This window comes from Streptomyces sp. NBC_00028, from assembly GCF_045041065.1.
GTDB lineage: Bacteria > Actinomycetota > Actinomycetes > Streptomycetales > Streptomycetaceae > Streptomyces.
Genome location: NZ_CP108294.1, coordinates 47,731 through 71,114 on the forward strand (window position 1 = coordinate 47,731; position 23,384 = coordinate 71,114).

Below are 23,384 nucleotides of genomic sequence, written 5' to 3' on the forward strand. Positions count from 1 at the left end.
CGGCGGGCAAATGTGACGGGCCGCCGACGGAATCCGGCACACATGTGCTGGACGATCCCCTGCCGTACGGTCTTGATTCACTTGAGGCGATGGGTGCCCGGTGCTCCACGGAGGCCGGAATACATGCTTCCGAGGGGTCGGGAACGGGGTCTCGCGACTCGCGCGCGGATCGGCGAACGCGCTGGTCAGAAGGGGTGCGGCGGGGTGGGTCCTGACCCCTGCCTGAAGCGCGCGAGAGTACGCCTGGAGTCTGGCTCGGGTATGCCTAACAGGCACTTGGCTCGGCTCCTCAGCGCGTGTCACTATTTTCGCACCCCTCGCCTGCCCGAAAACAGCAAGAGGCAATGGGCCGAGGGTCGTTCGCCGGTTCCCGCAGGGCGAATCGAGCTCCTGCGCACCTGACGGCCGACGGTATCTCCCGGACAGCCGAAGTCCTTTCCCGGACTCTCCCGGCCTCATCGCCATGTTCACGTACTTCGCCGTGATCGCCTTCCCTGTCCGGCATCCCTGCCACTGAACCACCCGAGGCTCGTCGCCGCCAGCCGCGACCGCTCGGTCTTGAGGCACCTTGTAGCGCTTGCTGAGCAAGCGTGACCCGCCCGCCGCACCGCCCCCGCTGTCGAGACCCCAAGAGAAGTGGATTCCAGATATGCCCAGGCTTTGCAAGCCGGCCATGATGGCGCCGGAACACATCATCACGGTGGAAGAGACTCTGGAATTTGCGGAGAAGGCGCACGCCGGAAAGCCGCAACTGCCCCTGGCCCTCCGCCTGATCCGCAACACCGGCGTGAAGAAGCGGCACATCGTGCAGCCCATCGAGCAGACGCTGCGCCACCCGGGCTTCGAGGAGCGCAACCGCATCTACGAGGTCGAGTCGAAGAAGCGCACCCCCGAGGTCATCGAGCGCGCGCTGGCCAACGCCGATCTGCGGGCCCGGGACATCGACGCGATGATCTACGTGTCGTGCACCGGCTTCATGATGCCGTCGCTGACGGCGTGGCTCATCAACAAGCTGGGCTTCCGTCCTGACACCCGGCAGATCCCGATCGCCCAGCTGGGCTGTGCGGCGGGCGGCGCGGCCATCAACCGGGCGCACGACTTCTGCGTGGCCCACCCGGGCAGCAACGTCCTCATCGTCTCCTGCGAGCTGTGCTCGCTGTGCTACCAGCCGGAGGCCGACGACATCGGCTCGCTGCTCTCCGACGGCCTGTTCGGTGACGCGGTCGCCGCGGCGGTCGTCCGCGGTATCGGCGGCAACGGCATCGAGCTGGAGCGCAACGCCTCCTACCTGATACCGAACACCGAGGACTGGATCTCCTACGCGGTCAAGGACACCGGCTTCCACTTCCAGCTCGACCGCCGGGTCCCCGGCACGATGGAGCCGCTCGCCCCGGTCCTGCGCGAGCTCGCCAAGGACCACAGCTGGGACGCGGGCAAGCTCGACTTCTACATCGTGCACGCCGGTGGCCCGCGCATCCTCGACGACCTCGCCAAGTTCCTGGAGGTCGACCGGGACGTCTTCCGGCACAGCTGGTCGACGCTGAGCGAGTACGGGAACATCGCCAGCGCCGTCGTCCTCGAAGCCGCCCGGCGCCTCTTCGAGGAGGACGCCCCGGCCCCCGGCGCCACCGGTCTGATCGCCGGCTTCGGTCCCGGCATCACCGCCGAGATGGCCCTGGGCACCTGGGGTTCCGACTCCTCCCGGCCCACGTCCTGAGCACCGGTACGAACAGCGGAGGGGACGCGTATGACCGACCTCATCCTCCCGGCGGGCGCCGGGCGCAAGCTGGTCACCCGGGCACAGGAGGTGACCTTCAAGGCCACGAAGGAGATGGGCTCCTCCGTGTCGATCTTCGAAGTGGTCGTGCCGCCCGGCTTCGACGTCGGGGCCCATGTGCACGGTGACGCCCAGGAGTTCTTCTACGTCCTGGAGGGCGAGCTCGACCTCCTGTGCTTCGAACCGACCGAGCGCACACCGGACAGCTGGCACGACTGGGTGTCCCCCAAGGGCGACCGCGTGATCCGGGCGAGCGAGGGCGGCTGCATGTTCGTGCCGCCCGGCACTCCGCACGCGTTCCGCAACGCCACGGACAGGCCGGTGAAGATGCTCTTCCAGTGCCTGCCCTCGCCCATCCACGAGGACTACTTCGAAGAGATCGCGGAGATCTGGTCGCGCGGCACCACGGTGGACGCCGCGGCCGTGGAGGCCATGCGCAAGCGGTACGACGTCGAGCAGCTGACGCCGCTGCGCTACGACCCGCCCGCTCTGCACATCCCCGGCCAGACGACGCACGCGACGCACGTGAAGCAGAGTGGGAGCTGACCCCAGATGGAACCGATATCGCTCGTCCACGCGAGCCTCGGCGAGGAGGAACTGGCCGCCGTGGCCGAGGTGTTCGCCTCCGGCTGGCCCGCGGGACAAGGCCCCAAGGGCAAGGCCCTGGAGGCCCAGCTCGCCAAGAAGTACGGCGTCGGTGACGCCGTGGCCCTCGCCAACTGCGGGGCCGCGCTGCACCTGGCGATGCTCGCGCTCGGCGTAGGGCCGGGCGACGAGGTGATCGTCGCCGACTACGGCTTCCCGGCGCCCGCGCAGGCCGCGCTGTACGTGGGGGCGACCCCGGTCTTCGCCGATGTACGGCCCGACACCTACACGGTCGACCCGCAGGCGGTGGCCGACCTGGTGACCCCGCGCACCGCGGGCATCGTCGCGATCGACACGGTGGGCATGCCCGCCGACTACACGGAACTGCAGGAGATCGCCGACCGGCACGGGCTGTTCCTCGTCGAGGACGCGGCCTGTGCGGTCGGCGCCACCTACCAGGGCCGGCAGGCCGGTGCGCTGGCCGAGATCGGGTGCCTGTCCTTCCACGGACGCAAGGGTGCCTCCAGCGGTGAGGGCGGCGCGCTGCTCGCCCATGACCCGGAGATCGGCAAGGACGCGCGGCTGCGCTCCTCGTTCGGTATCGGGAGCATCTTCGACATGGGCAAGGTCGTGGGCCTGCCCGTGCCGACGTTCACCGAGATCGGCTACAACTTCAAGCTGTCCGACATCGCCGCGGCGATCCTCCAGGTGCAGCTCGGCCGGATCGACGAACTGCTCGTCCGCCGCAGCGCGGTCGCCGCGCAGTACGCCGAACTCCTCGCCGACGAGGACCTGGTGGGCACCCCGACGGTCCCCGACGACCGCACCCACGCCTGGCAGACGTACATGGTCACGCTGGACGCCGGCGTAGACCGTGCCGCGGTCGCCGCGGAGCTGCGCGGCCAGGGCATCGGCTGCCAGCAGGGCACCTGGGCCGGCCATGTGCAGCCGGTGTTCAAGGCCCAGCAGACCTGCCCGGTCTCGGCGGACCTGTTCGCCCGCCAGCTCTCCATCCCCATGCACGCCGAACTCAAGCCCCACCAGGTCGAGCGGGTCGTCGCCGCGCTGCGCAGCGCGGTGCACACCCACTCCACCGCCACCTCGCCCGCCACTTTCGCCCTGGGAGGGGCAGCATGACCAACAACCAGCCGTCACCTGTCGGCATCATGCGGCTGATCAACGGCTACTGGGCCACCGGTGTCCTCGCCGCAGCCGCCACCCACTCGGTCTTCACCCACCTCGCCGACGGCGCGGACACCGCCGACGAGCTGGCCCGCCGGGCCGCCATCGCCGAGCGCGGCGCGCAGACCCTCCTCGACGGGCTGGTCAGCATCGGCCTGGTCGAGCTGCACGAGGGCCGCTACCGCAACACCCCGGAGGCGGCCACCTACCTGGTCGAGGACACTCCGGTGTCGCTCGCCCCGTTCGCCAGGCTGAAGCTCGGGCACACGGGATCGCTGACCGACCTGGCCGAGGTCGTGCGGGTCGGCGGGCCGATCAAGGACGTGGTCGTCGAGGTCGCCAACAACCCGCACTGGGAGGGCATCGTCACGGCGATCGCCGCGCAGTCGGTGCCCGCCGCGGGGGTCGCCGCCGAGGTGCTCGGGCTGGCCGACGCCGGGGAGATCTCGATCCTCGACGTGGGCGGCGGCTCGGGCATCTACTCGGGGATCTGGCTGGAGGCCAACCCGGCCGCCAAGGCGACCCAGCTCGACTGGGAGCCGATCAACGAGATCGCCCGCCGGCTGCTCGACGAGCGCGGGGTCGGGGACCGGTTCACCACGCTCAACGGCGACTTCCACACCACCGACTTCGGTACAGCCGAGTACGACGTCGCGGTGTACTCGCACATCGCCCACCAGGAGAGCCCGGAGAGCAACATCGAGGTCTTCTCCCGGCTCCGGCAGGCCCTCAAGCCCGGCGGCACCCTCGTCGTCAACGACTACGTGGTCGACGACGACCGCAGCGGTCCGGCCTTCCCGCTGATCTTCGCCTCGGAGATGTTGCTCAAGACGCGGCAGGGCAGCACCTGGACCCGCAGCGATTACCGCGACTGGCTGATCAAGGCCGGGTTCGAGGACGTCTCGTTCCATGTCGCGGAGCCCGCCACCCTCGTCGTCGCCAAGTAGCGGCTCCCAGAACGTGAGTGAAGGAACGCACATGGCAGCCGTCAACGTCTCGATCATCTACTACAGCGCCACCGGCAACCTGCACACCATGGCGCAGGCCGCGGCCGAGGGCGCGGAGAAGGCGGGCGCGACCGTGCGCCTGCGCAAGGTCCGCGAGCTGGCCCCGCCGGAGGCGGTCAACTCCAACCCGGCGTGGGCCAAGCACATCGAGGACACGGCCGACGTCGAGGTGGCCACGCTCGACGACCTGGAGTGGGCGGACGCCGTGCTGTTCGGCACGCCGACCCGCTTCGGCAACGTCTCCAGCCAGCTGAAGGCGTTCATCGACACCGCGGGCCCGCTGTGGCAGCGGGGCGGGCTCGCGGACAAGGTCGTCTCGGCCTTCACCGCGACCGGCACCGCGCACGGCGGCCAGGAGTCCACGATCCTGGCGCTGAGCAACACCTTCTACCACTGGGGCGGCATCATCGTCCCGCCCGGCTACACCGACCCGATCCAGTTCAAGACGGGGAATCCGTACGGCACTTCGTATGTCTCGGGCGCCGGAAACAGCAACGGCGGCCCCAGCGAGGTCGTCCTGGAAGGCGCCCGCTACCAGGCCCGCCGGGTCACGGAGACGGCGGCGGCGCTGAAGGCGGGCCGCACGGCAGCCTAGGTCGTGTCCGCAAAGTCCCGTCGTCCGCCCGGAGGGCGGGCCGGGCGGCGTCAGGTGCGTGCTCTCGGCGTGCCGGGCACGAACCCGCGTACTGGTTGTACGTGGGTTTGTGCCCGGTGCGGCGAGAGGGCGTGCATGGCGGCTCCCGGCAGGCGGGACTTTGCGGACACGACCTAGGGCCCCTGCCTCTCCTGGCGCGTCCCTCACACCCCGGTATCCCGCACAGAGCCGGCGACAGCCCGCACATCCATCGCCCAGCGCAAAGGAGACAGCCCGATGAAGGGCTCAACCGCCTACTCATCGATACAGAAGCGCGGCCTGCACATCGGTCTCCTGCCGGAGATGGCCGCGGCCGTGAACCCGTCGACGCCGATCACCCTGGACCACGACCTCGACGCCCTGCCGGAGGTGGGACGCCGGCTGACGGTGGCCCAGTACGCCGACCACGTCGACGACCTGGCGGCCCGCCTGTGGGCCGCCGGTGTCCGGCCCGACGAGCACGTCTTCATCTACAAGACGGCGGGCGCCGACCACTGGATGCTCGCGTCGGCGATCTCCCGTATCGGCGGGATCGTCGTCAACATCTCCCCCGCCCTGGACCCCGCCACCGTGGGCGTCCTGCTGGAGCGGGTCGGCCGGCCGACGCTGCTCACCGACGGCAACAAGCTCGACACCCTCGCCGACGTGCCGCTGGCCGACCTCACCGAGCGGGTCATCACCTCGGCGTTCGACCGCCCGGGCGCGATCTCGCTCGGTGAACTCGCGGGCTCCCCGCGGGTGAAGCCGGTGGTCCGGCCGATCGACGAGGCTGCCGTCATCACCCACACCTCGGGCACCACCGGCATCCCCAAGCTCGTGGTGCACACCGCCCGTACCCAGGGCATCCGTCTGCTGCCGCAGTGGCGGCTGCTGGCCCTGCTGCGCAAGAAGGAGACTGTCGCCATCCATGTGCCGTTCGTGCACTCGCGGATGGTCGCGGCGATGTCGCTGGCACTGCTGAAGGAGTACCCGGTCCTGCTGCTGCGGGAGACGGACCCCGCGGTCGTCGCCGAGCACTTGCTCGAGCACCGCCCGGCCCTCATCGAGGCGCTGCCCAACTCGCTCATGGAGTGGGAGGGCCTGGCCGAGGACCCGCGGGCGCCCTTCGCCTCGGTCAAGGTCTTCAGCAGCACCTTCGACGCGATCCACCCGGGCACGATGAGCACGCTCCTCAAGGCCTCCGACCGGCGCGGCGCCCTGTTCTTCCAGATCTACGGGCAGAGCGAGGTCGGCCCGGCCGTCGGCCGCGCCTACTTCCGGAACTCCGCGCACAAGGCCAACGGGCGGTGCGTGGGCTGGCAGATGCCGCTGGGCGCGGCGAAGGTGCGGGTCGTCAGCCGCGACGGCCACCGCCCGACCGAGCAGAGCCCCGGCCGTATCGAGGTCGCCTGGCCGGGCATCGCCAAGACGTACTACGGCGAGCAGGAGCGCTACGACGCCAACCGCAAGGGCGAGTGGTGGGGCACCGGCGACGTCGGCTACTTCACCCGGTTCGGCTGTCTGCACATGCTCGACCGCGAGGTCGACATGATCCCGGGCGTCACGAGCTCCCTGGAGATCGAGGATGTCGTCCTGGCCGAGCTGCACGAGCTGAGCGAACTGGTCGTCGTCCAGGGGCCCAACGCCGAGGCGGTGCCGGTGATCTGCACCCACGGTGACAAGCCGCTGGACCTGGACCGGTGGCGTGCCGCGGCGGCCGGGTTCCCGCAGCTCGCCGACCCGGTGCAGATCCCGGAGGCCGAGCTGCCGCGCACCGCGACGCTCAAGGTGCAGCGGCTCGCACTCGCCGACCAGCTCAAGGACCAGCTGTCCAACCGCTGACCGACCGCTGACGAAGCGCTGAGAAACCAAGGTGGCCGGGGGCTCTCCCCGGCCACCTCCGTACGCCCACCCACTGACGTCTTGGAGTGTCATGTCCCGTCGTCTGTTCACCTCGGAGTCCGTGACCGAGGGACATCCCGACAAGATCGCCGACCGGATCAGCGACACGATCCTGGACGCCCTGCTCACCCAGGACCCCACCTCCCGCGTCGCCGTGGAAACCCTGATCACCACCGGGCAGGTCCACATCGCCGGTGAGGTCACCACCACCGCCTACGCCCCCATCGCCCAGCTGGTGCGCGAGGCGATCCTCGACATCGGCTACGACTCCTCCGCCAAAGGCTTCGACGGCGCCTCGTGCGGGGTGTCCGTCTCGATCGGGGCGCAGTCCCCGGACATCGCCCAGGGCGTCGACACCGCCTACGAGTCACGGGTCGAGGGCGAGGAGGACCTCCTGGACCGCCAGGGCGCCGGCGACCAGGGGCTGATGTTCGGCTACGCCTCCGACGAGACGCCGAGCCTGATGCCGCTGCCCATCGAACTCGCCCACCGCCTGTCCTACCGGCTCACCCAGGTACGCAAGGACGGCACGGTCCCCTACCTGCGCCCCGACGGGAAGACGCAGGTCACCATCGAGTACGACGGCGACAAACCGGTCCGCCTGGACACGGTCGTCGTCTCCTCCCAGCACGCCGCCGACATCGACCTCGACGCCCTCCTCACCCCCGACATCCGCACCCAAGTCGTCGAGCCGGTCCTGGCCCAGCTCGCGGCTGATGGGATCAAGCTGGAGACCGACGGCTACCGGCTGCTGGTCAACCCGACGGGCCGGTTCGAGATCGGCGGGCCCATGGGCGATGCGGGGCTGACCGGCCGGAAGATCATCATCGACACCTACGGCGGCATGGCCCGCCACGGCGGGGGCGCGTTCTCCGGCAAGGACCCCTCCAAGGTCGACCGCTCCGCCGCCTACGCCATGCGCTGGGTCGCAAAGAACGTCGTCGCCGCAGGACTCGCGAAGCGGTGCGAGGTGCAGGTCGCCTACGCGATCGGCAAGGCCGAACCGGTCGGGCTGTTCGTGGAGACCTTCGGGACCAACACGGTCACCGTCGAAGCGATCGAGCAGGCCATCACCGACGTGTTCGACCTGCGGCCCGCCGCCATCATCCGTGACCTCGACCTGCTGCGCCCGGTCTACACCCAGACCGCCGCCTACGGCCACTTCGGCCGCGAACTCCCCGACTTCACCTGGGAACACACCAACCGCGCGGACGCCCTGCGCACCGCAGCCGAACGCAACTCCTGAAACACCGTTACCGAAACACCTGGAGGAAGAATGTCGGAAGCCACTGAGGTCGAAGAGCGCTCGGCCCTGGACTCGCTGGGTGGTGCGCTCGGTGACGCCGGCGCCAACGCGCTCGCCGGGGCGCGTGACGAGCTCGCCGAGAAGCTTCTCCGTGCGGCCTTCGTGCTGTGGGAGGACCCGCAGGTGCGGCCCAGGCTGCTCGGGCTCCTGACCGCCGCGGTCAACAGTGACGAGGGCGCCGACCAGATGCGCGGCTTCCTCACCAACCAGCTGTTCGCGCAGGCCGGCAAGTCCATCGGCATCGCCGACATGGACATCTACCAGGCCGCGGAGACCATCGGCGTGCCGGCGGTCAACGTCAACGCCGCGACGTCTCAGGTGTGGGGCGTCGTCCTGATGCGCTACATCGTGAAGTTGGAGCCGATCGCCTCCACCCCGGTGGACGAGTTGGTCGCGCTCCTCAAGCCGACGATCCAGCGCTACCTGGGCTGACGGAGGGAAACGCAAAAAAGGGCCGCCCACCTGACAACAGGTGGGCGGCCCATGACAGCAGGACGCGGGTCAGGACGTGGGGATCCAGTCCCGGCGGATGTGCGGGGTCTCGATGCTCAGCGACTTCATGTGCTCGATCGGGTTGGTGTACTCGCGGCTGGCGGCGATCTTCCCGTCGTGCAGGGTGAAGCCGTGGATGAAGTGGTTGCGGTAGTGGCCCTCGGGATAGCCGGGGAAGCGGATGGTGCCCTCGCCGTCGCACTCGACCCAGATGACGGACGGGTCCTGGGTCTCGTAGATCTGGACGTCGTACCACTGCCAGTCGGGCAGCACCTTCAGCGACAGTTCGCCGTGCCGCTTCAGCTTCTCGCGGCCGGTGACGACGATGGGGCGGCCGATGTCGGTGTAGAACAGCGACGCGGTGCCGTCGTCGGTGTAGAGGGTGTACCGGATGAGCCGGGCCTCGGGGCCGGTGCGCATGTACTGCTCGACGGCCTCGCGGTTGCGGGCGCGCAGGTCGTGGTGGTCGGTGAACACCGGTGACGTGGACGTGGTGATGATGGCTCCCGGGGCTAGGGCCTGTCCGGCGGAACAGGTCGCAGGAAAGTGACGGCGCCTCGTTGAGGCCGGTGAGCGGGGTCTAGCGCGTCGGGCTGCAAGGCGGAGGAGGGCGGCGATGCGGAGCATCGGCAACCGACGACAACGCGGCAGATCGGCGTGCCAGACCCCGCGTCTGCGGCATGAGCCGCCGGGCAGGCCTTAGGGCTGGAGTCGGCTGAACTGCCAGCCGGCGTCCGTGCGCTCGTAGTGGAGGCGTTCGTGGAGGCGGTCGACGCCGTTGCCCCAGAACTCGATGCTGGCGGGGTCGAGGCGGTAGCCGACGAAGGTGGCGGGCCGGGGCAGCGGGCGCTGCGGCTCGCCCAGGTCGAGGGCCTCGGAGCGCAGCCGGGCGAAGTGCTCCAGGTCGTCGAGGGGCTTGCTCTGCCGGGAGACGGTCGTCATGGCGTGGGTGAAGACGGCCCGCGCGTACCAGAGGGACTCGGACTCGGCCTCGGAGAGCTGGGTGACCGGGCCGGCGAGGGTGATCTGCTGGGTGGTCTCGCGCCAGTACAGGACGCCGGACGCCCAGGGGTTCTCGGCGAGGTCGCGGCCCTTGCGGCTGTCGGAGTGGGTGATGAACACGATGCCGGTGTCCGTCACCTTGGTGAGGGCGACGATGCGTGAGGAGGCGCGGCCGCGGGCGTCGGCGGTGGCGAGGGCCATGGCGCGGGGCTCGCGGACGTTGTGGGTGACGGCGGACTCCAGCCAGGCCGAGAGCAGCCCCATGGGTTCGGCGGGGGGTGCGATGAACTCGGGGAAGGGCACGTGGAGGTTGCCGGTGAGGGTCTCGGAGCGGCTGGAGCCGCCGCGGGTGGTCACCGCCATGCCGTTGGTGGCGTGGAGCTGGGACAGGTCAGACATGGAGCACCCCTTCGATGGTGACCACTCCGGGGCCCGAGACCTCGACGGAGGTGACGTGGTCGCCCTGGCCGTGGGCGAGCGCGCCCATGGGTGAGGGGCGGCCGATCTCGACGCCCTGGGTGATCTGAATGCGTTGCCCGTACTCGATGAGGCCGTGCCGGGCGAGATGGATGGCGATGGGGCCCGCGGCGGAGCCGGTGGCCGCGTCCTCGACGACGCCGTAGGCGGGCGAGAACATGCGGTTGCGCCACGAACTGCCTTCTCCGGCATAGCAGTTGGTCGCCATGTCGGGGAAGCGGGCGAGGGCGCGGTGGTCGGGATCGACCTTGGAGAGGGCTTCGACGCTCTCGAAGCCGACGAGGACGTGGCGGGGGCCGTTGCGGTAGATGTCCACGGGGAGGACGGAGTCGTGGACGCCGAGGGCCTCCAGGAGCTCGTCGGTGCGGTCGAACGGCTCCCAGACGGGTACCGGCTGCCGCATGCTCGTGGCGACGACCTTGCCGTCGGCGCGTTCGAGCTCGAACGGTACGACGCCCATGGCGGTCTCGATGCGCAGCCGGTCGGCGTCGGTGCGGGCGCCGAGGGCGATGGCGGTGCCGAGCAACGGGTGGCCCGCGAAGGGCAGTTCGTTGACCGGGGTGAAGATCCGCACATGGGCGTCGGTGTCGTCCTGGCGGGGGCGGAGCACGAAGGTGGTCTCCGACAGGTTCATCTCCCGGGCGATGCGCTGCATCTGCTCGGCGGTCAGGTCGTCGGCCCCGAAGAACACCGCCACCGGATTGCCGGTGAGGGGTTCGCGCGCGAACGCGTCGACGACGACGTACGTATGCATCGGGTCTCCCAGTGGTTCTGGTCTCGGCGGGTGCCGATGAGTGTCGGCGGGTGCCGAACGGCGTCGGCGGGTGCCGATGGGGTGTCGGCGGTGCCGGGCCGGCGCTCGGGGGAGGGCGCCGGCCCGGCCGTTCTGGTGCGGTCGCCTGGGGGTTTTCAGGCCCCGTGGGCGGCCTTCGCCGGGGTGAGCAGAGCGGCCAGGCGCGTCCCCACGATGCGCGGTCCCTCTCGGGTGAGCACGGATTCCGGGTGGAATTGCATGGAGGCGAAGCCGGGGCCGCTCAGGGCGTGCACCTCGCCGGTGGCCGGGTCGCGGCTCACCTGGACGGGGCCGATGCCGTCCGCGTGGAACTCGTCGTGGTCGGCGAGCAGGGCGAACGTGTTGTAGAAGCCGACGCGTTCGGGGCCGCCGAACAGGTCGATCTGCTTCTGCACGCCCTGGTTGGGTGTGTCCCTGCGGCGCAGCGGCAGGCCGAGACGCAGGCCGAGGACCTGGTGGCTGAGGCAGACGGCGAGGAAGGGGCGCCCCTCGCGCAGCAGGGTGTCGACGGCCTGGTGCAGGTGGGCCATCTTGGGGTGGGCGAGTTCCTGCGGGTCGCCGGGGCCCGGGCCCATGACGACCAGGTCGTGGCCGTCGAAGGAGTAGGGCTCGTCGAAGCGGCTGACGGTCACCCGCAGGCCCAGCGACCGCAGTTGCTGGTCGAGCATGGAGGTGAAGGTGTCCTCGGCGTCGATGACGAGGACGCTGCGGCCGGCGAGTTCGGGGCGGGCCGCCTCGCGGGCTTCGGCGTCGGTGAGCCAGAAGTCGGCGATGGAGGTGTTGCGCTGTCCGAGGGCCTCGCGGACGACGGGGTGGTCGGCGAAGCGTTCGGTCTCCGCCGCGCCGCCGAACGCGGACACCAGGGCGGCGGCCTTGGCGCGGGTCTCGGCGGCCTCGGAGGCGGGGTCGGAGTGGCGCACGATGGTGGCGCCGACGCCGATGCCGATACGGCCCTCGGCGCTGATGTCGGCGGTGCGGATGAGGATCGCGGAGTCCATGACCCGCTCGCCGTCCGCGTCCCGCCCGATCAGTGCCGCGGCGCCGCTGTAGTAGGCGCGGCCGCCGGGCTCGTACTGGGTGATGGTGCGGCAGGCGCTCTCCAGCGGGCTGCCGGTGACGGTGGGCGCGAACATCGTCTCGTGCAGGATGTCGCGGACGTCGCGGTCGGTGCGGCCCTCGATGAAGTACTCGGTGTGCGCGACCCTCGCCATTTCCTTCAGGTACGGGCCCACGACCCGGCCGCCGCCGGGGCAGATCCGGGCCATCATCTTGAGTTCCTCGTCGAGGACCATGTACAGCTCGTCGGTCTCTTTGCGGTCGCCGAGGAACTGAAGGACGCCGGAGAGGGTGGGCCCGGACGAGGGGTAGCGGTAGGTGCCGCTGATGGGGTTCATGACGGCGGTGCCGCCCTGGAGGCTGACGTGCCGTTCCGGGGAGGCGCCGACGAGGATGCGGGTGCCGGTGTGGATGAGGAACGTCCAGTGGGCGCCCGACTCGCGGGTGAGGAGCCGGCGGAACAGGGCGGGGGCGCTGCGCGGGCCGTAGTCGGTGATGTCGGCGACGAAGGTGCGCTTGATGACGAAGTTGGCGCCCTCGCCGGTGCCGATCATCTCCTTGACGATGCGGCGTACGACGTCCTCGTAGGCGGCGTCGTCGACGTCGAAGTCGCCGCCGGACAGAGAGGTCGGCACGTCGGGGATGCGGGCCAGGGTCTCGTCGAGGGGCAGCCGCTGCTGGCCGGTGACGGTCATGGCGACGAGCGGGGTGCCGTCGTCGGAGCAGGCGAAGCCGCGTTCGGTGAGCTGCCGGTAGGGCAGCACGACGAGGACCTCGTGGTGGGCGCCGTCCCGTGTGCTCTCCGGCAGGTCGATGTCGGCGAGGGTGGCGGGCAGGGAGACGTCGCCCGTCAGGACCTCGACGGTGTCGGGGCCGGTGGCGCCGGGGCGGTGCAGCAGCGCGTACGGCTGCTGGGCGGGCCCGTTCAGCGCCTGGTCGAGCAGATCGCCGTACGTCATGCGAACACCTCTTTCGCGGTGAGGACGCGGGCGCAGCGCTCGGCGGCGTAGGTGAGGGCCGAGCGGTGGTACTCCTGGGAGAAGTCCGCTGTGGCGTCCGCGACGAAGAACGGCTGGATGTCGTTGGTGTAGGCCTCGACGGCGGTGGCGAGGACGCCCACGTGGGCGTACACCCCGCACAGGATGAGCTGGTCGCGGCCGGTGGCCCGCATCCGCTGAAGCAGGTCGGTCTTGAAGAAGGCGCTGTAGCGCCACTTGGTGAGCAGCCAGTCGTCGTCGGCCGGGGCGAGGGCGTCGACGACCTGGCGGTCCTCGGGGGTGGTGCGCATGCCGGGGCCCCAGAAGTCCTTGAGCAGACCGCGCTGTTCGTCGGTCATGCCGCCGGGCTGGGCGGTGTAGGCGACGGGGACGCCGAGCGCGGCGCAGCGCTCGCGCAGCTGCGCCGCGCCGCGTATCAGGTCGTCGCGGAGGCTGTCGGGGAACGGTTTGAGGAAGTACCGCTGCATGTCGTGGACGAGGAGGACAGCCCGGGCGGGGTCGGCCTTCCAGTCGACGGCGGCCGACGGCAGGTCGCCCTGGGCGGGCAGCGGGTACGCGGAGATGGGAGGTATGCCGGTCATGGCTTCGGCTCCTGTTCCTGCTGGGTGCGTGGGGTCTCAGGCGGTCCAGGACTCGACGACGGACATGGCCTGCCGCGCGGTGAGGCGGGGGTCGCAGAAGGAGGTGTAGCGCTCGCCTACGGTGTGCAGGTCGTCCTTGGTGTAGGCGCACTCGGTGACGTCGTCGGGCGTGGTCTCCAGGTGCAGTCCGCCGGCGACACCGCCCGCGTCGCGTACGGCGGTGACGAAGCGGGAGACCTCCAGGGCGAGGGTCTCCACCAGGCGGGTCTTGTGACCGCTGGGCGCGTTGACGGTGTTGCCGTGCACCGGGTCGGTCAGCCAGATCGCCGGGTGGCCGGCCTCGCGCACGGCCTCGACCAGGCGCGGCAGGCGGTCGGCGACGTTGCCGGCGCCCATCCGCGCGATGAGGGTGAGCTTGCCCGGGTCGCGCCACGGGTCGAGCCGCTCGCACAGCGCCAGCAGCTCCTCGGGCTCCATGGAGGGCCCGACCTTGCAGGCGACCGGGTTGCTGACCTGGGCGAGCATGGCGACATGGGCGCCGTCGACCTGACGGGTGCGCTCGCCGATCCACGGCCAGTGGGTCGAGCCGAGGAACAGCCGGCCCTGCTCGTCCACGCGGAGCATGGGCACCTCGTAGTCGAGGAGCAGCGCCTCGTGGCTGGTCCACACGCGGGGGTTGACGACGTCGCGGCCCGCGCCGCGCTCGCGCCAGCCGAGGTGGTCGATGACGTCGCTGGCGGCCATGTAGCCGGTGAGGATGCGCAGCGGGTCGGCGCGCCGGCTCTCGGCGTCCGCCTCGGGCGCGTTGACCATGTGCCCACGGAACGAGGGGAGTTCGACGCCGTCGATGATCTCGGTGGGCTTGGAGCGGGGCTTGGCGAACTGCCCCGCGATACGCCCGGCACGCAGGACGGGCTTGCCGGTGATCAGGCCGAGCGCCCCGGCGAGCAGGTCCAGGACGGCGACCTTGCGGGCGACGTGCTCGGGGGTGCAGTCCTGCGGGTCCTCGGCGCAGTCACCGGACTGCACGACCAGGGCCTCACCGGCGGCGACCTTGCCGAGCAGGGTGCGCATGGTGGCCACGTCGTCGGGCTGTACGAGGGTGGGGCGGGAGGCGAGCGCCTCGCCGACCCGGCTCAGCTGGAGCAGGTCGCTCCACTCGGGCTGCTGCAACGCCTCACGGACACGGATGTCCCGGGTGACGTCCTTCACGACTTCGTTCATGCCGATCTCCGATCCAGCGGGGTGGTCGTTCGTGCCAGGGGGCGTCATCAGGTGGGGATTCCGGTGCGCTTGATCTCGGGGACCGGGATGCCCAGGGCGCGCAGCTGCTGGAACGGGTTCATGAACTCGCGCTGGCGCTTGATCTTCCCGTCCTCGAACTCGAAGGAATGCAGGAAGTGGTTCTCGTAGAGGCCCTCGGGGTAGTCCCCGAAGCGGATCTTGCCGCGGCCGTCGCACTCGACCCAGAAGTGGTTGGGGTCGTCCGTCTCGAAGATGCGGACGTTGAACCACTCCCAGTCCGGGAAGCACTTCAGCGACCACACGGCGTGCTCTCCGAGCCGGTCGCGGCCGTGGGTGGCGACGGGCGAGCCGGTGTCGGTGGTCCACAGCCCGCCGACACCGTCCTCGGTGAACAGCTCGTGGCGGCGCAGCCGGTCCTGCCCGAGGGTCTTCATGTACTGCTCGACGATGGCGCGGTTGTGGCTCCGCACCTCGGACGCGTCGGTGAATGCGGCGGACGTCGCCTTGGTGTCTACGTCTACGGATTCGGACACGGTCAACCCCTGTTTGTGTGCTCGTGTGCTCGGAAAAGGTGGTTGCGGGAGCTGCGGGAAGGGTGCTGCCCGCGGGGAACGTTCAGCTGATGTGCAGGTGGTCGAGGTACGACTGGACGTTGCGGCGGGTCTCGACCACGTTGTCGCCGCCGAACTTCTCGGCGACCGCGTCCGCGAGGACCAGCGCGACCATCGCCTCGGCGACGATCCCGGCGGCCGGGACCGCGGAGACATCGGAACGCTGATGGTTGGCGGGCGCCGCCTCGCCGGTGGTCACATCGACGGTCTGCAAAGCGCGCGGGACGGTGGCGATGGGCTTCATCGCGGCGCGCACGCGCAGCAGCTCGCCGGTGGTCAGACCGCCCTCGGTCCCACCGGAACGGCCGGAGACGCGGCGGATGCCCTCGGGGGTGTTGACGATCTCGTCGTGCGCCTGGGAGCCGGGAACGCGCGCCAGCTCGAAGCCGTCACCGATCTCGACGCCCTTGATGGCCTGGATGCCCATCAGCGCACCCGCCAGGCGGGCGTCGAGCTTGCGGTCCCAGTGGACATGCGAGCCGAGGCCGACGGGCACGCCGTAGGCCAGGACCTCGACCACACCACCCAGGGTGTCGCCGTCCTTGTGGGCCTGGTCGACCTCGGCCACCATCGCCTTCGACGTGTCCGCGTCCAGGCAGCGCAGCGGATCGGCGTCCAGCTTCTCGACATCGGCCGGGGTCGGGTACACACCCTGCGGCGCCTTCACCGAGCACAGCTCGATGACATGGCTGACGATCTCGATCCCGGCCGTCTCCTTGAGGTACGACCGGGCCACCGCGCCCAGCGCCACCCGGGCCGCCGTCTCACGGGCCGAGGCACGCTCCAGGATCGGCCGAGCCTCGTCAAAGCCGTACTTCTGCATTCCCGCGAGGTCCGCATGACCGGGACGCGGGCGGGTCAGGGGCGCGTTTCGAGCGAGTCCGGCCAGGATCTCCGGGTCGACGGGGTCGGCCGACATGACCTGCTCCCACTTCGGCCACTCGGTGTTGCCCACCATGACGGCGACGGGCGAGCCGAGCGTGAGGCCGTGCCGGACGCCACCGAGGAAGGTGACCTGGTCCTGCTCGAACTTCATGCGGGCGCCGCGGCCGTAGCCGAGGCGGCGTCTGGCCAGGTGGTCCGCCACCATGTCCGTGGTGATCGGCACGCCGGCGGGAAGGCCCTCCAGTGTCGCGACGAGCGCGGGACCGTGGGACTCCCCCGCGGTGAGCCAGCGCAACCTGCTCATGGGCATGCGTTCTCCACAGATCGAAATACGGTGTCGAAAGGGGAGCTGAGCCGGGAGGGCACCTTGTGCCGCTACGAACCGGCGGATCGGATGTCAACTCACTGCCGCGGATGCGAATTTGGGCAGGGAGGACGTGCAGAAATTGTGACACGCATCTAATGCGAAAACCAAGAGCCCCTTGAGGTGACCTGAGTCACCCAAGGGGCTTTTATAGAGCGGGAGTTGAGCAATTCCCAAGGATTGCAGAGATTATGACGTCCGCTGGGTGGCGCTGATCGCCATCGCCGTCAGTTCGTCCTTCGCGTGATCGGTGGCGCTGCTCGACCGCAGGGCGGCGAGGGCGCGCTCGGTGCGCCGGGTGATGTCACGCTCGATGTGGTCCACCGCGCCGACGTCGGTGATGACGGCGCGCATCGCGGTCAGCTCCTCGTCGGTGATCGGGGTGCCGATCTTCGTGCGGAGGAACTTCGCGGCGTCCGGGTCGCGCTGGTCGGCGTACTTCAGCGCCGCCGCGAACAGGACGGTGCGCTTGCCCTGGATGAGGTCGCCGCCGGACGGCTTTCCGGTCTCCTCGGGGGTGCCGAACACGCCGAGCAGGTCGTCGCGGAGCTGGAAGGCGATGCCGATGTCGCTTCCGAACGCGCGGTAGGCGGCGATGAGTTCGGCGTCCGCGCCGGCGATGGCGGCGCCGATGTGCAGCGGGCGTTCCACCGTGTACGAGGCCGTCTTGTACTGGTTGACGCGCTGGGGTGTGTCGATGTCCTCCTCGCCCGCCGCCTCGGCCGTGACGTCGAGCAGCTGGCCGCAGAGCACCTCGGTGCGCAGGGCCGACCAGACCGGGACCACCCGGGCCAGCGCCGGCGCGGGCAGCCCGGAGGTGTGGACGAGGTCCTCGGCCCAGCCCTGGGCGAGGTCGCCGGTCAGGATCGCGGCGCCGGTGCCGAAGAGTTCCGCGTCGCCGTTCCAGCAGGCGTCCCGGTGCAGGCTCGCGAACATGACGTGGGCGGCGGGGGCGCCGCGGCGGGTGGGGGCGGCGTCGACGACGTCGTCGTGGATCAGGGCGGCGGCGTGGAACAACTCCAGTGCGGCGCCGATACGGGCCACCGACTCGGCCGTGGCACCGCCAGCCGTGCCGTCGGCGTTCTCGTCGCCTCCGGCGCCGAGCCAGCCGAGCCAGGCGAAGGTCGGGCGGACGCGCTTGCCGCCGCGCAGTACATACGTCTCCAGCTCGGTGACCGCGTCGACGCAGGCCGGGCCGATCGCCGCGGCCTCGTCCCTGCGGTCGGCGAAGAACCGGCGGAGCGCGTCCTCGACGGCCTGAACGGGGCTGGTTCGAGTGCTCGTCATTGCGTCAACTTCCCTGAGAGTCATTGGAGTTTGACTCCCGAGTATTGGTGGATTCCCTTGAAATGCGGTCGAGTCCCATTGACTTGAATGCCGAACACCCTCCGACAGTGGATCCTCACTGCATTTGAACTCGAACTTCCGCTGCCGGTAGAGAAATCGGCGGTCGGCCGCTCTTACAGTGGGCTGGGATCCCCCCTCCCCCGAGGCGTGCCCGTCCGTCGCCCCCCCTGACGGCGGGCACGCCCCCCCGGGGCCATTGCCGAGGAGCCGCTGTGCGCAGAGCCGACGAGTTCACGAAGCTGCGGCCTCTGCTGTACGCGATCGCCTACCGCATCCTGGGTGAGACACGCGCCGCTCAGTACGCGGTGCAGGCGGCCTGGCTGCGCTGGATGGCCGCGCCGGAACAGCCCGCCTCCGTCGAGGGGCATCTGGCGGCCGAGGTCACCCGGATCGCGGTCAGGGCCTTGCAGTCGGCCCGGGTGGCGCGCGGTGAGGTCGTCGGGCCGCTGCTCGCCGACAGCGGGTTGGCCGACCCGGACCGGCCGGCGGAGCTGGCGGACTCGCTGTCGCTGTCGGCGCTGATGGTGCTGGAGCGGCTGTCCCCGCTGGAGCGCGCGGTGTTCGTGCTGCGGGAGGCGTTCGGGTGCGGTGACGAGCGGATCGCGGCGGCCCTCGGGTGTTCCGAGGAGGCCTGCCGTCAGCTGCTCGACGCGGTCGCGACGGTCAGTGACGGCGGGCGTGAACCGTTGCCGTGGCCCACGTGTGTGGCGGGCGCCGAGAACGTCGCACGGATGCTCTCGGCGATCGTGCCGCCGCTCGCGCGGGTCGGCATCACCCTGGACGAGTCCCTGGTGGGCGACCGGGCCGGCTGGGTCTTCCGCGACCGGGAGGGCACCGTGCTGCATGCCCTGGTGCTCGACGTCCAGGACGGGCGGGCGCAGCGTCTCCATCTGGTCGTGCACCCCGGTGGGCACGCCGATCCGGTGGCCGAGGCCTGCGCGATCCTCCGCGAGGCCGACCGGGCGCGCTGACAACCCAAGAGCTCGGACACACGCCGGGCCGGACACCTTCCTCAAGGTGTCCGGCCCGGCGTTGTTCGTGTGTCGGGGCTCAGGCCGCCGTGTTCTGTTCCGGTGGCAGCACCAGGGTGGGTTCGAGGACGACCCGGGGCGCGGGTTCGGTGACGGGGCGGGCCAGTTCGGGTCGTACGCCGCGCTGCTGGCGCCAGCCCGCCTGCGCGGCGACGACGGCGACGTACGGGATGAGGACCCCGCCCGCCAGGGCGCAGACCGCGACGGCCGGCCAGCGGTTCCAGGTGAGCGCCATCACGACGACGCAGGCGGTGCGCACCAGCATGGCGGTGACGTAGCGGCGCTGACGGCCGCGCAGGTCCTGGGACAGGCCGGGGCGGGCCCGGGTGATGGACTCGGCCCGGGGCTCGTCCCGGTGCCGTGGGATTCGGCTCATCGGGCCTCCGTGGATGCTCCGGCACGGTGGCCGGAGGACAAGGGCGGGAAAACAGCGGCGGCGCGGGTGATCCGTCCCCTGATCACCCGCGCCGCCATCTTGTACCGACCCGGTGTTTCCGCTCGTGCGCCGGGTCAGTGGACCTGTTGGTTCTGGTGCCGGTCCTGGTCGCGCTCCTCGAGGGCGGCGTGACCGTTGGGTGAGGGGGTGTGGTCGGGGTCGAGGTGTTCCAGGGCGTGCCGCATCTCCTCGCGGGTGGGCTTGGCGATCTGGCCGCCGAACAGCCAGCGGCTGAGCAGATGGCGCCGCTTCTCCTCGCGGACGTGGGGGTTGGGCACGCCGTCGGCGTCGGTGGCCTCGGGGGCCGGCAGGATCTCGGGCATCTCCCTGGACAGCAGGGTGTACTCGGTCTCGCGGTCGAGGCGCTCGTGGACCTCGACGAACTCGCCGTGCGGCAGCCGCTTGATGCGTCCGGTCTCGCGGCCGTGGAGCAGCTTGTCGCGGTCGCGGCGCTGGAGGCCGAGGCAGATGCGCTTGGTGATGATGTAGGTCAGTGCCGGGACGGCGAAGAGGCCGATCCGTACCGCCCAGGTGATCTGGTTCAGGGACAGATGGAAGTGCTCGGCCAGGACGTCGTTGGCGCCGCCGAAGAACAGCACCAGGTAGAAGCTGACGAAGGCGAGGCCGAACGCGGTGCGGGTGGGCTGTTCGCGGGGCCGGTCGAGCAGGTGGTGTTCCCGTTTGTCGCCGGTGATCCAGGCTTCCAGGAACGGCCACGCGGCGAAGATCTTGATCATGAGGGCGGGCAGGATGACCGCCGGCAGCAGGACGCCCATGTTGACGGTGTAGCCGCCGGGCAGCACGAACTCCCAGGCGGGCATGGCCCGTAGGGCGCCTTCGAGGAAGCCCATGTACCAGTCAGGCTGGGAGCCCTGGGAGATCTGGTCGGCGCGGTAGGGGCCGTAGGTCCAGATCGGGTTGATCTGGGCGATGCCCGCCAGCAGCGCGAGCACACCGGAGACGAGGAAGAAGAACCCGCCCGCCTTGGCCGTGTAGTGCGGCATCAGGGGCTGGCCGACGACGTTGTTCTCGGTGCGGCCGGGGCCTCGGAACTGGGTGTGCTTGTGGTAGAAGACCAGGATCAGGTGGGCCGCGGTGAGCGCCAGCACGATGCCCGGGATCAGCAGGATGTGGATGCTGTAGAACCGCGGGATGATGTCGGTTCCCGGGTATTCGCCGCCGAACAGGAACAGCGTCAGATAGGTGCCGACCACCGGGATGGCGAGCGTGACGCCTTCGGCGATGCGCAGGCCGGTGCCGGAGAGCAGGTCGTCGGGGAGTGAGTAGCCGACGAAGCCTTCCAGGGTGACCAGGACCAGGATGATGAAGCCGATCAGCCAGTTCAGCTCGCGCGGCTTGCGGAACGAGCCGGTCAGGAAGTGCCGCAGTGTGTGTGCGCACAGTGCGGCGATCATGATCAGGGCCGACCAGTGGTGCAGCTGCCGGATGAACAGGCCGCCGCGGATCTCGTAGCTGATGTCGAGGGTGGAGGCGTACGCCTGGGACATCGGGATGCCCTGGAGCGGGACGTACGACCCGTGGTAGACGGTCTCGCTCATGCTCGGGTCGAAGAACATGGTGAGCCAGGCGCCGGTGAGGATCAGCACGATGAAGCTGTAGAGCGCGATCTCGCCGAACATGAACGACCAGTGGTCGGGAAACACCTTGCGCAGCAGGAACCGGAGGCTGTAGATCCCGAGCCGTCCGTCTGCCCAGTCCGCTATCCGTTCGCCCTTGGCTGGTGTGGTGCGCACACTGTGTGGCGCCCTCTCGGTCGTGCTCATACCCGCGCGCCCTCCCGTCGCCGCTCGGCCGTCACAGGCACACCCGGTTCGGCCGGCGTCCGGCCGGTCATGGTGGTGGCCTGCCGCGGCGCAAGCGGGCCCGTGCCCTGGAGCTGGTGAAACGCTATCGACGCGCGGCAAGGGCGAACAACCGCGCTCAAGTGATACTCAAGTGGCAACTCAAGGGATCCTTGAGAGAGTTGACGGATCTGTGGCCGCAAGTGCTCTGCGTGGTCGGCTGGTTGCTCCGCCTCAGTCACCTCAGTCATGAGGCCGAGCGTATGAGTGTGCGATGCCGTCCGCGACGGCATTGATCGCGCCAAGTGGCGTGAAGACAGGCCCAGTTCACGGTCGTCGCCGTTCTCCTGCCGGGGCCACGGCGGGCCAGTGGGCCGAGGAGCCGGTGGGCCGGGGCCGTACGGAGCCGGTGGCGACGCCGATGACGGGTGCCGTCGGTGCGGCGGGACGGCGTCGGCGGGCGTCGGGGCCGTGGGTGGCCGTGGGCGGTGGCGGTGCGGCGGCCTCGCTTCGGGGGCGCAGGGTGGCCCACAGGGCGCGGGCGGCGGGTGGAGCGAGGGTCTCGTGCGCGGTGAGCAGTTCGGTCGCGGCCTGCCGGTCGGTGGTGGCGGCGACGGCGAGCCGGGAGCCGTACCGGCTGCCGAGCCGGGCGAGCAGGCCCTCCGGCGGATCGAGCGGGTGGGTGGCCGACCGCCAGGCGGGGGCGAGGCGGTGGGCCAGCGCCCGGCGCAGCCGGTGGCTGATCCCGACGGCGGTGCCGTGCGCGGTGAGCACCTGCTCCAGGGCGAGGGCGCCCTCCACGGCGAGGGTCATGCCGTGGCCGTGGGCCGGGTCGAGGGTGGCGAGGGCGTCCCCGACGACGAGTAACTGGTCGGGGAAGCGGCGCAGTTGCTCGTAGTGCCGTCGGCTGCTTCGGGTACGGCAGGTGTAGACGGGGCCGAGCGGGGTGGCGTTCGCGATGAGGTCGCGCAGCAGCGGGTCGCGCAACGAGCCGGCCGTGTCGAGGAGTTCGGTGTGGTCGGTGGGTGGGGGGCTGTCGTCGCCGGTGCTGATCGTGACCGACCAGCGGCCGCCCTCGACAGGGCTGAGCACGGCCCGGCGGGGGTCGCCGGGTGCGGGCATGAGCAGCATGCCCTCGAAGTCGGCGACATGGCCGACGGGTGGGGCGTAGAGGGTGGTGGCGTGGGTCGTCGCGGCCGTGGACACGGTCTCGCGCGGTGGCGCGTAGCCGAGCTCGGTGAGCCACTCGGGGACGCGGGAGCCGCGGCCGGAGGCGTCCACCACGAACTCGGCGGACAGCAGCCTCCGGGGTGCGAGGCCGTCCGGTGAGCGGCGGTCGCGGGCGCGGACCCATACGCCGGCGACGGTGTCCTGGGGGCCGGCCTCAAGGGCGACGGCCTCCTGGTCGGTCAGGAAGGTCACCTTGGGGTCGGCGCGCACCCGGTCCCGTACCACCGCGTCGATCAGGTCGCGGCCGGCGCTGAACCGGGACAGGCCCGTGTCGAAGCGGGGCAGCCAGCCGGCCGGGCCGAGCGTCAGCAGGTCGGCGGGGACACGGACGCGGACCGCGCCGGCCCGCACGAGGTCGTGGCGGACACCGGGGAACAGCCGCTCCAGGCCTTCGTGGGCGGTGGTGGTCAGGGTGTGGGTGTGGCGTGCCTGGGGCACACCCCGGCGGCGGCCAGGGCCGCGGGGCAGCCAGTCGCGTTCGATGACGGTGACCCGGTCCATGAGGTTCGCCAGTGCCCGCGCCGCGGTGAGCCCGGCGAGGCCGGAGCCGATCACCACGGCGTGGCCGTGGCCGCCGCCCCTGTCGACAACACGTGCGTCCAGACTCAACTCGGCCGCCTCCCCTGTGCGTTGTGTTTGCATCATGCGCCGCGCGGGAGCCG

At 70.6% G+C, this 23,384-nt stretch carries 21 protein-coding genes; 9 read left to right on the forward strand and 12 right to left on the reverse strand.

All coding sequences use genetic code 11. The features are described from left to right. The first annotated feature begins 649 nt into the window (after positions 1-649). The 8 genes from OG885_RS44410 (at position 650) to OG885_RS44445 (ending at position 8,804) form a co-directional block, all read left to right on the forward strand. On the forward strand, positions 650-1,717 hold the full coding sequence (locus OG885_RS44410; RefSeq protein ID WP_331728896.1) for a type III polyketide synthase: 1,068 nt from the start codon (positions 650-652) through the stop codon (positions 1,715-1,717). Between the two features lie 30 nt (positions 1,718-1,747). After that, the gene (locus OG885_RS44415) at positions 1,748-2,323 is read left to right on the forward strand and encodes a cupin domain-containing protein (RefSeq protein WP_331728899.1); all 576 of its coding nucleotides are present in this window, start codon (positions 1,748-1,750) and stop codon (positions 2,321-2,323) included. A 6-nt stretch (positions 2,324-2,329) separates the two neighbouring features. Then, positions 2,330-3,499, forward strand: coding sequence for a DegT/DnrJ/EryC1/StrS family aminotransferase (locus OG885_RS44420; RefSeq protein ID WP_331728902.1), 1,170 nt, complete (start codon positions 2,330-2,332; stop codon positions 3,497-3,499). Then, positions 3,496-4,491, forward strand: coding sequence for a class I SAM-dependent methyltransferase (locus OG885_RS44425; protein ID WP_329344722.1), 996 nt, complete (start codon positions 3,496-3,498; stop codon positions 4,489-4,491). Before OG885_RS44420 ends, OG885_RS44425 begins: the two co-directional genes overlap by 4 nt. A 31-nt stretch (positions 4,492-4,522) precedes the next feature. Beyond that, positions 4,523-5,146 (forward strand): NAD(P)H:quinone oxidoreductase, encoded by a 624-nt coding sequence (gene wrbA, locus OG885_RS44430; protein ID WP_331728908.1) that lies wholly within the window; start codon positions 4,523-4,525, stop codon positions 5,144-5,146. Between the two features lie 276 nt (positions 5,147-5,422). After that, positions 5,423-7,006: a class I adenylate-forming enzyme family protein gene (locus OG885_RS44435; protein WP_331728911.1), complete on the forward strand. Its 1,584-nt coding sequence runs from the start codon at positions 5,423-5,425 to the stop codon at positions 7,004-7,006. A gap of 91 nt (positions 7,007-7,097) precedes the next feature. Then, complete coding sequence (gene metK, locus OG885_RS44440; RefSeq protein ID WP_331728914.1) at positions 7,098-8,312, forward strand: methionine adenosyltransferase; 1,215 nt, start codon at positions 7,098-7,100, stop codon at positions 8,310-8,312. 30 nt (positions 8,313-8,342) lie between these two features. Continuing rightward, positions 8,343-8,804, forward strand: coding sequence for a hypothetical protein (locus OG885_RS44445; RefSeq protein WP_331728915.1), 462 nt, complete (start codon positions 8,343-8,345; stop codon positions 8,802-8,804). 69 nt (positions 8,805-8,873) lie between these two features. Here the strand turns inward: OG885_RS44445 and OG885_RS44450 are convergent, their stop codons facing one another. The 9 genes from OG885_RS44450 to OG885_RS44490 all read right to left on the reverse strand — a co-directional run bounded on the left by OG885_RS44450 (position 8,874) and on the right by OG885_RS44490 (position 18,163). Beyond that, complete coding sequence (locus tag OG885_RS44450; protein WP_331728917.1) at positions 8,874-9,341, reverse strand: PhzA/PhzB family protein; 468 nt, start codon at positions 9,339-9,341, stop codon at positions 8,874-8,876. Between the two features lie 222 nt (positions 9,342-9,563). Continuing rightward, on the reverse strand, positions 9,564-10,229 hold the full coding sequence (gene phzG, locus OG885_RS44455) for a phenazine biosynthesis FMN-dependent oxidase PhzG (protein WP_331729513.1): 666 nt from the start codon (positions 10,227-10,229) through the stop codon (positions 9,564-9,566). A 28-nt stretch (positions 10,230-10,257) separates the two neighbouring features. Further along, positions 10,258-11,097 carry a PhzF family phenazine biosynthesis isomerase gene (locus OG885_RS44460; protein WP_331728919.1) on the reverse strand — a complete coding sequence of 280 codons (840 nt, stop codon included), beginning with the start codon at positions 11,095-11,097 and terminating at the stop codon, positions 10,258-10,260. Between the two features lie 155 nt (positions 11,098-11,252). Beyond that, entirely contained in the window at positions 11,253-13,151 is a 1,899-nt protein-coding gene (locus OG885_RS44465; RefSeq protein WP_331728922.1) for an anthranilate synthase family protein, read from the reverse strand. Next, on the reverse strand, positions 13,148-13,771 hold the full coding sequence (locus OG885_RS44470) for an isochorismatase family protein (RefSeq protein WP_331728925.1): 624 nt from the start codon (positions 13,769-13,771) through the stop codon (positions 13,148-13,150). The genes OG885_RS44465 and OG885_RS44470 overlap by 4 nt, the downstream gene beginning before the upstream one ends. Before the next feature lie 36 nt (positions 13,772-13,807). Continuing rightward, entirely contained in the window at positions 13,808-14,995 is a 1,188-nt protein-coding gene (locus OG885_RS44475; RefSeq protein WP_405743272.1) for a 3-deoxy-7-phosphoheptulonate synthase, read from the reverse strand. Between the two features lie 47 nt (positions 14,996-15,042). Beyond that, positions 15,043-15,549: a PhzA/PhzB family protein gene (locus OG885_RS44480; RefSeq protein ID WP_331728927.1), complete on the reverse strand. Its 507-nt coding sequence runs from the start codon at positions 15,547-15,549 to the stop codon at positions 15,043-15,045. Positions 15,550-15,631: 82 nt separating this feature from the next. Beyond that, positions 15,632-16,816: a chorismate synthase gene (gene aroC / locus OG885_RS44485; RefSeq protein WP_331728929.1), complete on the reverse strand. Its 1,185-nt coding sequence runs from the start codon at positions 16,814-16,816 to the stop codon at positions 15,632-15,634. A 249-nt stretch (positions 16,817-17,065) separates the two neighbouring features. After that, on the reverse strand, positions 17,066-18,163 hold the full coding sequence (locus tag OG885_RS44490) for a polyprenyl synthetase family protein (RefSeq protein WP_331728933.1): 1,098 nt from the start codon (positions 18,161-18,163) through the stop codon (positions 17,066-17,068). A gap of 272 nt (positions 18,164-18,435) precedes the next feature. On the opposite strand from OG885_RS44490, the gene OG885_RS44495 reads away from it, so the two are divergent. Then, positions 18,436-19,194, forward strand: a complete 759-nt coding sequence (locus tag OG885_RS44495) for a sigma factor-like helix-turn-helix DNA-binding protein (RefSeq protein WP_331728936.1) — start codon at positions 18,436-18,438, stop codon at positions 19,192-19,194. Positions 19,195-19,273: 79 nt separating this feature from the next. On the opposite strand, the gene OG885_RS44500 is transcribed toward OG885_RS44495, so the two are convergent. The 3 genes from OG885_RS44500 to OG885_RS44510 form a co-directional block, all read right to left on the reverse strand. After that, positions 19,274-19,630 (reverse strand): DUF3099 domain-containing protein, encoded by a 357-nt coding sequence (locus OG885_RS44500; RefSeq protein ID WP_331728939.1) that lies wholly within the window; start codon positions 19,628-19,630, stop codon positions 19,274-19,276. Between the two features lie 134 nt (positions 19,631-19,764). Beyond that, positions 19,765-21,474, reverse strand: a complete 1,710-nt coding sequence (locus OG885_RS44505) for a cytochrome bc complex cytochrome b subunit (RefSeq protein ID WP_331728943.1) — start codon at positions 21,472-21,474, stop codon at positions 19,765-19,767. A gap of 345 nt (positions 21,475-21,819) precedes the next feature. Further along, on the reverse strand, positions 21,820-23,331 hold the full coding sequence (locus tag OG885_RS44510; protein WP_405743275.1) for an FAD-dependent oxidoreductase: 1,512 nt from the start codon (positions 23,329-23,331) through the stop codon (positions 21,820-21,822). Positions 23,332-23,384: the final 53 nt, after the last annotated feature.

Excerpts from the sequence above, each read along its gene's own strand:
- OG885_RS44410 (WP_331728896.1), top strand. The coding sequence starts at position 650 with ATGCCCAGGCTTTGCAAGCCGGCCATGATGGCGCCGGAACACATCATC.
- OG885_RS44415 (WP_331728899.1), top strand. The coding sequence starts at position 1,748 with ATGACCGACCTCATCCTCCCGGCGGGCGCCGGGCGCAAGCTGGTCACC.
- OG885_RS44420 (WP_331728902.1), top strand. The coding sequence starts at position 2,330 with ATGGAACCGATATCGCTCGTCCACGCGAGCCTCGGCGAGGAGGAACTG.
- OG885_RS44425 (WP_329344722.1), top strand. The coding sequence starts at position 3,496 with ATGACCAACAACCAGCCGTCACCTGTCGGCATCATGCGGCTGATCAAC.
- wrbA (WP_331728908.1), top strand. The coding sequence starts at position 4,523 with ATGGCAGCCGTCAACGTCTCGATCATCTACTACAGCGCCACCGGCAAC.
- OG885_RS44435 (WP_331728911.1), top strand. The coding sequence starts at position 5,423 with ATGAAGGGCTCAACCGCCTACTCATCGATACAGAAGCGCGGCCTGCAC.
- metK (WP_331728914.1), top strand. The coding sequence starts at position 7,098 with ATGTCCCGTCGTCTGTTCACCTCGGAGTCCGTGACCGAGGGACATCCC.
- OG885_RS44445 (WP_331728915.1), top strand. The coding sequence starts at position 8,343 with ATGTCGGAAGCCACTGAGGTCGAAGAGCGCTCGGCCCTGGACTCGCTG.
- phzG (WP_331729513.1), bottom strand. The coding sequence starts at position 10,229 with ATGGCGGTGACCACCCGCGGCGGCTCCAGCCGCTCCGAGACCCTCACC.
- OG885_RS44460 (WP_331728919.1), bottom strand. The coding sequence starts at position 11,097 with ATGCATACGTACGTCGTCGTCGACGCGTTCGCGCGCGAACCCCTCACC.
- OG885_RS44465 (WP_331728922.1), bottom strand. The coding sequence starts at position 13,151 with ATGACGTACGGCGATCTGCTCGACCAGGCGCTGAACGGGCCCGCCCAG.
- OG885_RS44470 (WP_331728925.1), bottom strand. The coding sequence starts at position 13,771 with ATGACCGGCATACCTCCCATCTCCGCGTACCCGCTGCCCGCCCAGGGC.
- OG885_RS44475 (WP_405743272.1), bottom strand. The coding sequence starts at position 14,995 with ATGAACGAAGTCGTGAAGGACGTCACCCGGGACATCCGTGTCCGTGAG.
- aroC (WP_331728929.1), bottom strand. The coding sequence starts at position 16,816 with ATGAGCAGGTTGCGCTGGCTCACCGCGGGGGAGTCCCACGGTCCCGCG.
- OG885_RS44490 (WP_331728933.1), bottom strand. The coding sequence starts at position 18,163 with ATGACGAGCACTCGAACCAGCCCCGTTCAGGCCGTCGAGGACGCGCTC.
- OG885_RS44500 (WP_331728939.1), bottom strand. The coding sequence starts at position 19,630 with ATGAGCCGAATCCCACGGCACCGGGACGAGCCCCGGGCCGAGTCCATC.
- OG885_RS44505 (WP_331728943.1), bottom strand. The coding sequence starts at position 21,474 with ATGAGCACGACCGAGAGGGCGCCACACAGTGTGCGCACCACACCAGCC.